Source organism: Mesocryomonas lacus (assembly GCF_055730105.2).
In genome coordinates this window covers 1-13,834 of record NZ_JBUZWF020000005.1, presented here as the reverse complement: position 1 = coordinate 13,834, position 13,834 = coordinate 1, and the positions used below count along the sequence as shown (strand labels likewise).

9 protein-coding genes are annotated in these 13,834 nt (G+C 64.3%); 1 reads left to right on the top strand and 8 read right to left on the bottom strand.

The features are described 5' to 3' along the window. Positions 1-86 precede the first annotated feature (86 nt). The 6 genes from ACZLZQ_RS17275 to ACZLZQ_RS17250 form a co-directional block, all read right to left on the bottom strand. On the bottom strand, positions 87-929 hold the full coding sequence (locus ACZLZQ_RS17275; protein WP_472936227.1) for an IclR family transcriptional regulator: 843 nt from the start codon (positions 927-929) through the stop codon (positions 87-89). A gap of 102 nt (positions 930-1,031) precedes the next feature. Then, a complete protein-coding gene (locus ACZLZQ_RS17270) occupies positions 1,032-2,603 on the bottom strand; it encodes an AMP-binding protein (RefSeq protein WP_472950421.1) in 1,572 nt (523 codons plus the stop codon). A 3-nt stretch (positions 2,604-2,606) separates the two neighbouring features. Then, entirely contained in the window at positions 2,607-4,409 is a 1,803-nt protein-coding gene (locus tag ACZLZQ_RS17265) for an ABC transporter permease subunit (RefSeq protein WP_472950420.1), read from the bottom strand. Between the two features lie 4 nt (positions 4,410-4,413). Then, positions 4,414-5,559 (bottom strand): ABC transporter ATP-binding protein, encoded by a 1,146-nt coding sequence (locus ACZLZQ_RS17260; protein ID WP_472950419.1) that lies wholly within the window; start codon positions 5,557-5,559, stop codon positions 4,414-4,416. Between the two features lie 43 nt (positions 5,560-5,602). Further along, complete coding sequence (locus ACZLZQ_RS17255; protein ID WP_472950418.1) at positions 5,603-6,382, bottom strand: enoyl-CoA hydratase/isomerase family protein; 780 nt, start codon at positions 6,380-6,382, stop codon at positions 5,603-5,605. Positions 6,383-6,442: 60 nt separating this feature from the next. Beyond that, positions 6,443-7,537 carry an ABC transporter substrate-binding protein gene (locus ACZLZQ_RS17250; protein ID WP_472950417.1) on the bottom strand — a complete coding sequence of 365 codons (1,095 nt, stop codon included), beginning with the start codon at positions 7,535-7,537 and terminating at the stop codon, positions 6,443-6,445. Between the two features lie 235 nt (positions 7,538-7,772). On the opposite strand from ACZLZQ_RS17250, the gene ACZLZQ_RS17245 reads away from it, so the two are divergent. Then, complete coding sequence (locus tag ACZLZQ_RS17245; protein WP_472950416.1) at positions 7,773-9,308, top strand: AMP-binding protein; 1,536 nt, start codon at positions 7,773-7,775, stop codon at positions 9,306-9,308. Between the two features lie 332 nt (positions 9,309-9,640). Here the strand turns inward: ACZLZQ_RS17245 and ACZLZQ_RS17240 are convergent, their stop codons facing one another. After that, positions 9,641-11,938, bottom strand: coding sequence for a putative bifunctional diguanylate cyclase/phosphodiesterase (locus ACZLZQ_RS17240; protein WP_472950415.1), 2,298 nt, complete (start codon positions 11,936-11,938; stop codon positions 9,641-9,643). Between the two features lie 707 nt (positions 11,939-12,645). After that, a complete protein-coding gene (locus ACZLZQ_RS17235) occupies positions 12,646-13,422 on the bottom strand; it encodes a GNAT family N-acetyltransferase (protein WP_472950414.1) in 777 nt (258 codons plus the stop codon). Between the last annotated feature and the right edge of the window lie 412 nt (positions 13,423-13,834).

Genomic DNA, 13,834 nt, shown 5'->3' with positions numbered 1-13,834 from the left:
CCAGCACGGGAACCAAGATCGGCCGCAAAGCGGCATCGTTCCACGCCGCCGCCGCTGGTCCGTCTCTTACAACCCGACGCCGCCCGTCAGTCCGCCTTGTATCCATTCGCCTTGGAGACCGCGGCGGCCGCTTCCATGACCAGCGGCGCAAGCTTCTTGCGGGCTGCATCGCGCGAGAAGCGGGACGACAGCGTCGACAGGTTGATGGCCGCGATCGGCTTGCGGGTGAAATCGTAGACGGGCGCGGAGATCGATAGGCTTCCCTGGTCGAAATTCTTCTCCGTGACGGCAAAGCCCTGTCCGGAGACTTTGCGCAGGAAATCCAGGAGGCCGGCCTCGTCCTTGAATTTCATCCGCTCGCGGATGTCGGCATCGGCGCGCTCCCACATCGCCGCAGCTGCCTGCAGGGACGTGTCGGCGAGGATGACCTGGCCGGACGACGATGATATCGCGGGAAACCGCGTCCCGACCGGCAAGTTCACCGACGCGACATGCGTGCAAGGCACGTTGCCGATGATGACGATGTCGTCGCCATCCAGTTCGACCCAGGACACCGTCTCGTGCGTGCTCTCGCCCAGCCGGGAGAGAAAGGGCGCGGCGCTTTCAAGGGCGGCGTTCGTGGACAGAAGGCTCTGGGCGAAGGTGAGGACCTTCGTTGCCAGCCGGTACTGGCGCGTCACCGGGTTCTTCTGGAGATAGCCGAGGGCTTCGAGCGTGTAGACGAACCGCTGCGCAGCGCTCCGTCCCATGCCGGTCGCCGTGGTGATATCGGACAGAGTGAGGTGGCGTGCCCGGCCGTTGAAGGTCTCGAGAACCAGGAGCGCCTTGGCGACGGAGGCGACAAACAGGCGCTCGTCGACGCCGTCGGCGCTCAACGATTTGGACGGTGGGCGTCCTTCCTTCACGGCGCTCGGTGTATCCGCTGTCATGTCCGAACTTGCATCCATTCCGTCTTCTGCCTTTGTCGGTCGCATCACCAGAGGGCCGGGCGCGACATCCCGTCAATGCCCCTCTTCTTTGCCAGCTCTCTGTCAACTCTTTGCCGGCGCTTCCGCTCGGCGGATCGGCTCATCGGCCGGCTGGAACAGTCCGGCGAACTGCTCCTTCAGCGTCGTCCGCTGGATCTTCCCCAGCACATTGCGGGGCATCTGATCGACGATGGTGATCGCCTTCGGCACCTTGTATCCGGCGATCTGGGTTTTCAGATCCTGCAGCATGCGGGGCGTGTCGACGCGCACGGCGGAATCGGACAATTGCACGACCCCCACGACCGCCTCGCCGAAATCGGGATGCGGAACACCGATCACCGCCGATTCAGCGATGTTTTCGAGGCGGTTGATCGCGAGTTCCACTTCCTTCGGATAGACGTTCAGTCCGCCGGTGATGATGAGGTCCGCGCCCCGGCCCAGAACCGTCAAATGCCCACGCTGGTCGAGACTGCCGAAATCGCCCGAGATGAACCAGCCATCCTCGGAGAAAGACTCCCGCGTCTTCTCGGGCGCGTTGAGATAGCCGAGGAAGGGGAAGGGCTCCCGGATCTCGATCGAGCCGACCTTTCCGGCGTCCACCTTCTGCCCCGCGCTGTCGACGATCCGCACCGTCGAGCCGGGAAGCGCCCGGCCGGAAGAGTTCGGCGCGCGGCTTTCGCCTGCCGCATGGCTCGTCACGATCAGCGCTTCCGTCGAGCCGTAGCGGTCGAGCAGCTGATGCCCCGTCACGCGCTCGAAGTCGCGGAACAGGTCCGGCCGCATCGGGGCGGATCCGGTGATGAACAGCCGCATCCCGCCAAAAGACGCCGCGTCGAAGCCCGGATGCGCGAGGAGACGGGAGTAATAGGTCGGGACGCCCGCGAAGATTGTCGCGGCCGGGAGTTTTGCGATGACGCTTTCGGCCTCGAACTTCGGCAGCAGGATGATCGACCCGCCGCCGGCGATCATCGGCGTCGTCGTGCCGAACAATCCATAGGCCATGGGGTTGGCGTGGAGGATCCTGTCGTCGGGGGTGATCCCCCAGCTTTCGGCCAGCGCCAGGGCATTCCAGATCACCAGCCCGTTGGGGAGAAGCGCACCCTTCGGCTTGCCGGTCGTCCCCGAGGTATAGACGAGCGCGTTCGGCTCTTCGCCAAGGCCGCTTTCGGTTTCGAAATCCGCTGGCAGCGAAAGGCTGCCGTCGGTGAGGGAACCCTCACCAAACCGGTCGAGGGTAAGGAAACGCCGGCCGGCACGCTCCATCGCCGGACCGTGCGCGGGATCGCAGACCGTCATCCGGGGCGCTGCATCCGTCAGGACATAGTCGATCTCGACCGGCGTCAGGCCGATGTGGATGGGGAGATAGACGGCGCCGAGACGGGAGACGGCGAGGTAAAGCAGGATCGCCTCCGGGGACTTGTCGAGCACCCCGGCGACGACGTCGCCTTTCGCAACACCGCCATCGCGGAGCCGCCGCGCGAGGCGCGCCGTCGCCGGGGCGACGTCGCCATAGCGGACGATCCGGCCATCCGCCCCTTCCACGAAAACCCGTCGCCCGTCTTCGGGGAAGCAGGCCTCGAGCGCCCGGAAGACGTTGTCGTCGGCCCGGCGGACGCTGGCTGCGGCATTCTCCATCGCTCACATCCCCCGGTTGATGGCGGAGCGGGAGCGCAGCCATTCCGCCAGCAACACGATGACGACGATCAGGCCGAGGGTGATCGTCGAGACCGCCGCCAGCTCGGGGCTGACCTGCATGGTGGCGGCGTCCCACATTTCCTTCGGCAGCGTCGCGGTCAGGCCCGCCGTCACGAACAGAGCGAGGGTCAGGTCGTCGAAGGAAGTGACGAAGCCGAACAGGAAGGCGGCGACGATTCCGCCCTGGATCAGCGGCAGCTGGATCTTGCGGAACGTCGTCCAGCGGCTGGCGCCGAGGGTCCAGGCCGCATGGTTCAGACGGTAGTCGTAGCCCTTCAGCAGCGCCATGACGGTGACGACGACATAGGGAAGGGCGAGCGCCGTGTGGGCCAGCGTCAGGGCGAAGGACGAACCGACGAGACCGAGCGGGGCGAAGAGGTAGAACAGTCCGACTGCAAGGATCACCCGTGGCACCATCATCGGCGTGATCAGGAGGATCAGCCAGAACGGCCGCCAGCGCATGTTGCCGGAGCCGAGCGCCAGCGCCGCGGCGACGCCGAACACCGTTGCCAGCGCCGCCGCTCCCAGGCCGACGATCGTCGAGCGGATCGCGGCCGGCAACCACAGCGGCGATTCCCAGACGCGGAGATACCACTGGCTGGAGAACAGCTGCGGCGGCCAGCTGAGGAACGACTGCTTGGTGAAGGAGACCGGGATCACGAAGAGGATCGGCAGCACCAGGAAGCAGAGGACGAGGATGGCGGTCGCCCAGATCAGGACGGCGCTCATCTTGCGCCGAGGACGATCGGCCAGAGTGGGCCGGAGGCGCAGGAAGAGCCGCTCCACACGCTCGCCGGCGGAGGCGATGAAGCCGAGAAGGCTTCGGGAAAAACGGCCCGTGCCCTTCGCCTTGATCTGCGCGTCGCCCGACAGCGTGCTCAGCCCGACCAGCCGGTCGAACAGGATGAAGAAGGCGATCGTCGTCGCGAGAAGCATGACCGACAGGGCCGCCGCAAATCCCCAGTTCAATCCTTCCTGGACCTCGCGGATGATGATGCGGGTGATCACCGCCTCGCCCCGGCCGCCGAGGAGGCTCGGCGTGATGAAGAAGCCGAGCGCCGTGACGAAAACGAGGATGCCGCCCGCAGCGATGCCCGGCATCGACAGCGGGAAATAGACCCGCCAGAACGACTGCGAGGCGCCGGCGCCCATGGTGGCGGCCGCGCTCATGACGTTGCGGTCGATCTTGGCGAGGACGGGCGCGGCGGCCAGGATGAAAAGCGGCAGCAGCGCGTGCACCATGCCGATCAGCGCGCCGGTATAGTTGTAGATCATCGTCGCCGGCACGTCGGTGATCCCGAGCGAGACCAGCGCCTCGTTGATCGCGCCTTGCCGCCCCAGGAGAACCATCCAGGCGAAGCTGCGCACGAGAAAGCTCGTCCAGAACGGCAGCATGACGAGAATGATCAGCTTCTGCCGCGCCGAGGCGCCGCTGGAGACGAGGAGATAGGCAACGGGGTAGCCGCCGATCACGCTGATCAGCGTCGTCCAGAAGCTGAGCTTAAAGGTGATCCAGAGCGACTGGAGATATATCGGCGAGGAAAAGAGCTTCTCGTAGTTCTCGCTGGTGAAGGCGCCGGTGCCATCCTTGAGGCTGAGCCAGAGGATCTGGCCGACGGGATAGAAGAACAGCGCGAAGAGAAACAGGATGGCCGGTGTCAGGAGAACGAGCCAGGTCCGGTTGTCCTTCCAGAAACTCGATGGGGCCATTTCGGCGGACGCCATGGGCGGTTGCGCAAGGCTCATCGCGTCACTCCTTCCCGGGGAAGGTCAGGGTGGCCGATACCGGCCAATGAAGGCTCTGCGACGTCCCCGGCGTTGCCGCCTGCTCCGGCGCGCCGGTGAGATAGCTCGACGCCAGGACGCCGATCCCGGGCACGTCGACATAGACGCGCGAAAAGCCGCCCGCGAGAATGGAATCGCTGACGGTGCCCGACACCTCGTTCGCGTCGCTGCCGGGGGCCGCCGGTCCGAGCACCGTCCGCTCGGGACGGATCATCACCCGGATGTGCTTCTTCCCCGCGCAGGAAGGGCTGAGCACCGCCTTGATGGTCTTGCCACCAGCGATCGACAGGATTGTGCGCTCGCCGTCGCGTCCCGCCACTTCGGCATCGATGAAGTTGGAGCTACCGAGAAAATCGGCGGTGAACTCGGTCTTCGGGGCAAAGTACAGCTCGTCCGGACTGCCGAGGTGCTCGATCCGGCCGTCTTTCATCAGGCAGATGCGATCCGACATCGTCATCGCCTCGTCCTGGTCGTGCGTGACGTAGAGCAGCGTCGTCCCGGTCGCGCGGTGAATGCGCTTGATCTCCAGCTGCATTTCCTCGCGCAGCTTGCGATCGAGCGCGCCCAGCGGCTCGTCCATCAGGATGATTGACGGCTTGTAGACGAGGCAGCGTGCGAGCGCGATGCGCTGCTGCTGGCCGCCGGACAGCGCCCGCGGCAGCCGATCGCTGACGTGCGACAGCTGGATCATCTCGAGCGCGGAGCCGACGGCCGCCTTGATCTCGTTCTCCGAATGCTTGCGCATGCGCAAGGGGAAGGCGACGTTCTCGAAGACGCTGAGGTGGGGAAACAGGGCGTAGCTCTGGAACACCATGCCGATATCCCGGTCCTGGACCGGCAGATAGGTCGACAGTTTTCCGTTGATCCAGAGGGCGCCCGAGGTCGGGGTGATCAAACCTGCGGTCATCATCAGGAAGGTGGTCTTGCCCGATCCCGAAGGGCCGAGAAGACTGAGGAACTCCCCCTCGCGAACGGTGATCGACATCTCGTCGAGGGCGACGACCGGGCCGTAGGACTTGCTCAGTCCCTCTGCCTTCAGTTTCGCCGGCAGCGCGCCGTCCGTCCGGAGCGGACTGTTGGTCGCCGGGGTATCAAGGGCCACTACGCTCATTTCGGTTTCCTCCGCCTGATCGGTTGATCGACTGATCTCCGACCTACTGTCCGGTAAATCGCGGCTTGCGCTTCTCGGCGAAGGCGCGGGCGCCTTCGCGGTAGTCATCGCTGCGATCGGCCAGCTGCGAGAGCCGCTCGATTTCAGGAATGATGCTGTTGAAATCCCCCGCCATCGCGGCGTCGCAGGCGAGCTTGGCCGCAGCGATCGAGATCGGGGCGTTGTCGATCATCGGCGCGAGGAAGCGGCGGGCGGCCTCAACCACGTCGCCTTCCTCGAGGGCGGCGACAAGGCCGCAAGCGGCGGCCGCCTGCGCATCGATCAGCGCGCCGGTATAAAGCATGTGCCGCGCCGCACTCAGCCCCGCGGCGGCGATCAGCAGCCGGGTGCTGTCGGCGGGATAGACGAGACCGAGCTTGGCCGGCGGGACGCCGAACCGTGCCGTCGGGTCGCCGATGCGGAAATCCGCCCGCAAGGCAAGCGTGCAGCCGCCGCCGACACACGGACCCGAGACGGCGGCGATGACGGGAACGCGGATCTCTGAGATCGCCGCGTAACAGGCCATGATGTCGTCCCAGTAGCGCAACCGCGCCGCGGGATCGTCGCGGACGCTGGCGAAGGCCAGGATGTCGTCGCCCGCACAGAACGCCCCGCCGGCACCGGTCAGGATCACGCCCCGGACGCCGGCCTCACCGCCGAGCTGACGGAAGGTGGTGCCGAGATCGCGCCAGGCCGCGTGATCGAGGGCATTGCGGCGACGCGGCCGGTCGATGACGACGACGGGGACAGCCGGGTCAGTACGATCGAGGACGATATCCGACATGGCGATCTCGTTTCGGTGTGAGGCTCGAGGAAGCGCGGTGGCGCGGCGCGGCCGCCTTGTTCAGGACAGCAGCCAGGCGTCGAAGCGATCCTCGAGCGCTGCCCGGTTTTCCGCCCAATAGGCCGCATTGACCGGAATGAGCTGCTTCAGGATCTCGGGATTGGTGGGCAGTGAGGCGGCGAGCTCCGGCGGGATCAACTCGATCGCCTTGGGGTGGACCGGCCCGACGGCCATCTTCGGCGTCCACGCGGCCAGCCGCTCCGGCTGGACCGAGAACTTGATGAACTCCCGGCAGAGGTCGGCTTTCGGCGTTCCCTTGAGGACGCCCCAGCCGGCGGTGTTGTAGTAGCCGTCCTTCCAGGAGATCTTGACCGGCGCGCCGCCGGCGATGGCCGGCTGGATGCGCTGCGACCAGGTCGCCACCATGTCGACCTCGCCGCTGGCGATGACCTGCGTCGACTGCGGGCTGTTCTCCCACCAGACCGCGATCGCTGATTTCACCGTATCGAGCTTGCGAAGGGCGCGGTCGACATCCAGTGGATACAGCTGGTCGCGCGGCACGCCGTCGGCCAGGAGCGCGGTTTCCAGCGTATCGAGCGCCGTGCGCCGCAGCGAGCGACGGCCAGGAAACTCCTCGAGATTGTAGAAGTCCGCCCAGCTCGCCGGCGCCTTGCGCCCCTCGAAGGCATCCTCGCGATAGCCCATCACGTTCGGGAAGAGGTAGAGTGGCACGAAGAGCGGGTTGCGCATCTCCGCCGGGATCGCCGCGACGTTGGAGTCCCCGTCGAGGTTGAGCGTCTCGAGGTATTGCGGGCCCAGCACCAAGGTCGACAGCACGGCGAATTCCGCCATGTCCCAGCTGTAGTTCTTCGTGTCGACCATCCCCTTGATCATGTTGATCGGGGCCTGGCCGGATGTGACCTGGACGGCTTCGATACCCGTTTCCTGTGTGAACGGGCGCAGGATGAACTCGTCATAGGCCTTGGCGAGGTCGCCGCCGCTTCCGCGCAGGACGATGCGGCGGTCTTCCGCATGGGCCCGTCGCATCACCATCGGCGCTGCCAGCAGCGCCGCGCCGGCGGCTCCCGCCGTGATCAGGGTTCTGCGGGACAGGATCGGCCCCGCACCCGCAACTGCATTCTTCGACTTCTGCATGGTTCGCTCCGTGGCCGTGTTGCGGGGGTTTCGCTGCCGCAAGGAAGGGCAGGTCCGTACAATTGCATATCAATTATGATTATTACATTGCAGTTTCGGCAGACTGTCAATGCCCGTATGCACGTTTTCTACCCACCAATAATGTTTGACACACTTCTGCGCAATAATTACAGTTCGATCGTAGTAATTGAATAGCAATTTAAATTGCCATGATACGCAGACCCGAAGGATCAGCATGACAAACGCCGCCGACACGACACTGCGGTCCCTCTGGGACACCCGCGCTGCCACGACGCCCGATCATGTCTATTGCCGGTTCAACGACGAGAACTGGACGGTCGGTGCCCTCAACGCGCGGATCAATCGCCTAGCGAACGCATTGCTGGACAGCGGTCTTGCGCCGGGCGACAGGGTCGCCGTGATGCTGCCAAGCCATCCCGACCACATCGTCGCGATCTTTGCCTTGGCCAAGGTCGGGCTGATCCGGATCCCGGTGAACACGCACCTGAAGGGGGCTGCGCTGGATTTCGTGTTCCGCCAGTTCGAGCCCAAGGCCTTCATCGCGGACATCGCCTACAGCGAGGTGTTGGCGCCGATCGTGAAGGACGCTCTGGTGTCCCAGGCCATCTGGCGGGGAACCGAAGGCGCGGACTCGTTCGAGGGACTGATTGCGGCGTCGCACGAGGCCGCTCCGGCCCATCGGCCGCATACCGACGACATCATCGCGATCACGCCGAGTTCCGGCACCACGGGGGAGCCGAAGGGTGTCCTCAAGACCGACCGGAGCCTTCGGGCCGGACCGCTCGGCACCATTGTCCTCACTGGGATGAAGCGCGGCGACGTGTTTCTCCTGTGGGAACCTTTGCATCACGGCGCTGGGGTGGCCGTCCTCATCGCCGCGATCATGGAGCCGATCACCCTCGCGCTGGTCGAGAAGTTCAGCGCCTCGCGTTTCTGGGACCAGGTGCGCCGGTACGACGTCACCCATATTCATTATCTCGGCGGGGTCCTTCCCATCCTCCTGAAGCAGCCGGAAAGCGCGTCCGATCGGGACCACAAGGTGCGCATCGCCTGGGGCGGCGGTTGTCCCGTCGAGGTCTGGAAAGCGTTCGAGGATCGTTTCGGGGTGGTGCTCCGCGAAGGCTACGGCCTGTCCGAGATGACCACCTTCGTGACCGTCAACCCGGAAGGCCGCCTCGGCTCCTGCGGGCGCGCCCTTCCGATCTATGAGACCCGGCTCGTCGACGACGATGGCAAGGACGTTGCGGTCGGCGAGGCGGGGGAGATCATCGTCAAGCCGCTGGCCGAAGGCCTCGCCTTTCGCGGCTATTACCGAAACGAGGCGGCAGCCGCAGCGTTGGTGAAGGACGGCTGGTTCCAGACCGGGGACCTCGCGCGCAGCGATGCCGACGGCTTTCTCTTCTTTGCCGGCCGCAAGAAGGACAGCGTCCGCCGCCGCGGCGTCAACATCTCCGCCTGGGAGGTCGAGCGCGTCGTCCTCACCCATGACGACATCGCAGAATGCGCCTTGATTGGCGTGCCGAGCGAGGTCGGCGACGATGACCTCAAGCTCTTCGTGCGCTTGGCGCCTGGCGCTTCGATCGAGGCCTCGGCCCTGGTCAAATGGTGCGAACCGAAGCTGCCCTACTTCCAGATCCCGAGATACATCGAGTTCATCGACGAGTTTCCGAAAACCCCGACCGAGCGCATCCGGAAGGCAGGTCTGTCCAGGACCGTCGACCGGGCCTTCGATGCCGAGGCCGCCAAATAGGAAGGAGGAGGTCGCCCCAGTGTCGGACGGCGGCTTGGCCTGAGCTGTTGGCAAACGTGGCCACCTCGCTGAGGGCATGATTGTCTTCAGCGCAGAAGGGTAGTCGGCGGGCGCTACCGGCACGCCTTATGGCGGTCTCAGCCGAGGGTGCCGCTGACCGACGACGTAGCGAAAAGCCTTCGTGCCTGATCCTTGTCTCGGTGGATCGAAGGCGGCGCTCCGTCGGTGTCCACGGCTGACGGGCGTTGCTGACGACAGTGGCTTCGTGTGTGGACGCACCGACCAGGCGAGCGCAGCCGTCCCACCGAAGTTTCCACGGTTTCAGCCCTGACCTAGGAGATCGGCAGCGCCAGACCGTTGCCCGGCAGATCCCCGGCCCTTGTCCCGTCGTTGAAGGATGTGACGAAGGGCTCCACGTCGGCAGCGGGGAGGGCGCGCGCGAAATAATAGCCTTGCATGAAATCGCACCCCAAAGCCTGCATCGTCGATGCTTCGAAGCTGGTCTCGATCCCTTCCGCCACGACGTCCATGCCCATGGCGCGGCCGAGCTGCACGACCGAGCGGATGATGGTCTGTGCCGACTTCGTCCGCGACAGGCCGGTCACGAAGGAACGGTCGATCTTCAATTTGTCGAAGCGGAAGTCGATCAGGTATTTCAGGCTGGAGAAGCCGGTCCCGAAATCATCCAGCGCGATCAGAAAACCCATCTCGCGAATCTTCTCCAGCGTCGAATGGGTGTTCCTCGACGGATCAAGGAGCAAGCCCTCGGTAATCTCGAAGGTGATCCGGCCCGCCTCGACCTTCGTCTCCCGCAAAAGGTCCGACAGCATCAGCGGCAGATCGGCATGGCGGAACTGCGCCGGCGAAAGGTTGATGGCGACCTCTAGGTCGGGCCAGAGGGCGGCCTTGCGGATCGCCTCCCGCAAGACCCAGTCGCCGAGCGGCAGCATCAGGCCGCTCTCTTCGGCGATCGGAATGAAGACGGACGGCGGCACGGCGCCCATTGTGGGGTGGGTCCAGCGAAGCAAGGCCTCGACGCCAGTCACCTTGTTGCGGCGCGCCGATATGACCGGCTGAAAGAACAGGGCAAGCTCGTCGTTCTCCAGCGCTTTGCGCAGATCGATCTCGATCTGGCGGCTTTCTTCCAGCTTGAGCGCCATCTCCCGGTCGAAGAACACGGTCTGGTTCCGCCCTTGCTTCTTGGCGACATAGAGCGCGATGTCGGCATGGCGCATCAGCTCGCCCGCAGATGTCCCGTGGTGCGGAAATTCCGCCAGCCCGAGCGAAGCGGTGACGTTAATTGGCATCCCGTCGACGACGAAGGGCGTACAGAACGCCTTCGACACCATGGCCCCGAGTCGTCCCCCCTCGTCGCGACCGCTCGAGCGATGCAGGATGGCGAACTCGTCGCCGCCGAACCGGGCCACCAGGCAGTCCGGGTCGAAACTGCCGCGCAAGCGCAAGCCGACCTGCTTGATCAGGTCGTCGCCGACGTGATGGCCCATCGTATCGTTGATGTCCTTGAAGCGATCAATGTCGAGATAGCCGACGATCAGACCTTCCGGTCGACTGGCTCCGGCTGCCGCGCTCGCCACCGCGTGGTTGACCTCCGCAATGAACATCGGCCGGTTCGGCAGACCCGAGAGCGCGTCGTGCGCCGCTTCGTGCCGCGCCCGCGCTTCGTTTCCGGCAAGCTCCGACGATGCCGACGTCAGGCGCCTCAGCATTTTTGCCGACAGGAACCACATGCCGATCACCCCGATAAGAAGGAGCGGCAGAACGACCGTCAGAAGCGGCTGTCCCGGCTGGCTCGTCGTCCACGTCAGATAGTCGCCGCTCTGGCCGTCATCGGTTTCGAACGGCTCCGAGACGACATCGCCGCCGGACTGGTCGCGCGCGGTAAAGTGGAGCTTGGGAATGAGCAGGGAGCCGCCGACCGCGTCGATGAAGTCGGCGTCGATCTGGTTCACGGTTACCAGCAGAAAGGGATTGCCGCGGAGCAGCGACAGGTCGACGTTTGGAACGATGGTGATCGACGCGATGATCGTCGGCTTTCCGTCGATGAGCGTGATCTTGGCGCTCCATCTTGCCGACTGAAGCGCCCCTTTCAGGAACTTGTAACGGCCCTGCTTGGCGGAGAAGGCGGCCGTCCGGTCGATGCCGGATGCGGTGGCGCGCCCGCGGGCAACGTCGACGATGTCCTTTAGGTCGCCGCGGCGCTTCAGATAGAGTGCGGGATCGGCACGCTCGCTGTCGCGAAAGGCGTAGATCGGCTCGTCGCGATCATTGAGGATATAGACCTCGTCGTGACCGAAAGTTTCGGTGAAATAATAGCCGAAATTGGCGTCGGCGAAGGCGAGATTGAATGTGTTGGAGATGTTCGTGACGGCGTCGTCCCACCAGGCGATCGTCTTCTGCTGCTCCAGCGTGCGCTCGACGCTCTGGGTCAGCGCATTTTCGATCCGCATCCGTTCGGCATGGAGTTCGGCACTGTTCGATCGCAGGCCAATGAAGACGACCAGCGCGATCAGCGTGAAACCGGAAACCGCGATAGCCGCTCCGATGCCCAGAGTGAGGCTCCGAAGGGGGCGATGGGGCGTGGCGCCGTTTCTGACCGGTAATGAGTGCATCGACGCCTCGGATTTGTAAGCAAGTTAACTGATAGGGGCTAATCAGATGTAAAGCGCTGATCTCTATCGTCCCTTGGCGAAAAGCGACTGCCCCCCCCCCCCAGCGGCGTCTTCTCGGCCGCTTGTTTCGTTCGGGCCTGTGCAAGACCATCGAACGGTGTCGTCTGCAGTTGAGGGATCGGGCGGGCGCGAATGGCCGGGCATCTCTCGCGGGCTCAGATCTACGCGCTGACGCGGACCGGGATCGTCGCGGCCGTTGGGCGCAGTTAGTCCCTTTCCCGTAGAGGCCCGAAGCCGTGCGAAGCCGAGCTCGGTGCAGTCCGCGGGCTGGTGATGTGCCCATTGTTGCAGGCTAAACATCTCGACGTCTTGGTGTTTTATGTCGAACCGCGCGCAACACGCCGAGGCGAGGCCGGCAGTGGGAATGGCAAGAACGGCTTCACCTTGCAGGCGCTTCGCGACCTTGCCAACACCGGCGGCCTTTGCCGACGAACGCTTGTCGATTTTCGCGCTGTTGCGGCCCTACAGCGCTGGAAACGGACGCTGCGGGCCTGCGCTGTGGAAGAGGCGCGTCCTCCAGGGAAGCACGGACGAGCTTGCAACCCTCATCCAGAAGGGAGCGCCGTGCCCGCCGGTTCTTCAAGACACCGGAAGACGCCTTTGCGTTCACTGACGGTTGCCGCTTTGTCTGCCGAAACCTCAAAGGGTCAGAGAGCGTAGCCGACCCAGACGTTCGGTTCTTGATAAAGACCGGTCTGGCGTTCGAGATCGACCTCGATGGGGGCGAGGGCCCCTTTCAGCACATAGGATGCAGAGGCATCGAAGCGGTGGCCGATCCAGGCCTCCCAGAAGGAGACGTGTTCTTCGACCACCATCGACCTCTCGCAGGCCCCGATAATCCTGGCGCCTTGAGCGACATGGCTGCGCAGCCAGGGATCGAAGACCTCGCCTTTGTCGTTTGTCCACGCCGCATAGTCGGTCATCGGCACATGCGGATGCTGCCATTTGATCGAGGGGCGGACGGGTACGACAAGCGCATCATATCCCCTTGCGATCGCCATCGCCTTCAGTTCACGGATCATGCGCTGCGCATGTCCCTTGCCCCGGTGTTCGGTCGGCACCGATACCGCGAGGGCGCCGAGGACGTTCACGGGCCCTACGGATTTGCGGGACCCGGTCTCGACGAGCCAGTCCCAGCCTTCCTGCGGCAGATCTTGAAGGTCGCCGGCGTAATGAAACGGAACGCAATTGGCCAAGGCCACGGGCTCATCGCCAGTCTCATCGACGAGACACAGCTGCAAGTCCGCATGATCGTCCAGAATGTCGGCGTAGAATTCCCGGTGCGCCCGCGTGTGGCTGAGAAACCCGAAAGGCTCCCAGATCACATCTTCGAGCCGAATGGCCGCTTCGGACAGCTCCGGACTACTGGCCCGCGAGCGCACCACGAGATTATCCACGACCACGCCCTGCTCCAGCCCTGCCATCGTATTTAATGCAAAGCTTACCTGCCTTTCTGCAGATTCGCATCAGGAACGAGCGTTTGTCGCGGGCTGAGCGTCGATGGCGGATGAACGCCTGCAAGGGAATGGTTCCTGCTTTCCGTGATCACAGGACTGACTGTTCGAGTTTTCGGGACGTTATCGGCGTCTGCTCGATGAGGCGCTCGGCGTCGTATCCGTCATGCGGCCTTCATCCAAAACTGCAAGATAATTGAGACTGCTTTTCCGGGAGCGAATGAGGAAAAGAACCGGTCGCATCAGGGAAGGGTGTCGTGGGTGAGCGCGCCCCGTATGTTCAGAACACCCCAAACGCTCGGGTTTGCGCCCTGCTGAGACGATTTTTCCGATCGGCGCGACGGAATCACGGGAACCCTGTTGACAGTCTGCGGGGGCATAT